Source organism: Pseudomonas sp. PME37.24/006 (genome assembly GCF_055556635.1).
In genome coordinates this window covers 1-278 of record NZ_JBVHNL010000058.1, presented here as the reverse complement: position 1 = coordinate 278, position 278 = coordinate 1, and the positions used below count along the sequence as shown (strand labels likewise).

Here is a 278-nt window from a genome sequence, read left to right as displayed (position 1 = left end):
GTCGCGCCGGTCGATCGGATACACGGTCTGGATGCCGCGTCCGTCGCGGACCGTCGTCCGGGCGCTGCCGGCGTGGACGAACGGCGGGGGGAACTCGACGTCGACACGCGCGCCGTCGGTCGCGACGTTGACCCGCCACAGCGAGTCCGCGCCCTCGGGACCCATGACGGCGGTGAAGCGCACGACCGCGTCGGGGGAGCGGAGCGCGAGATCGAATCCGATCGGGGCGACGGGTCGCGCCCACACGACCTCAGTGGCATCCGGGACGAGGTCGCGGA

The 278-nt window shown here is 73.4% G+C and carries 1 protein-coding gene; it reads right to left on the bottom strand.

What is annotated here, in order from left to right; translation table 11 throughout:
- The coding region (locus tag ACZ3GY_RS23845) for a hypothetical protein (protein WP_465912201.1) at positions 1-278 on the bottom strand (278 nt) is incomplete at both ends.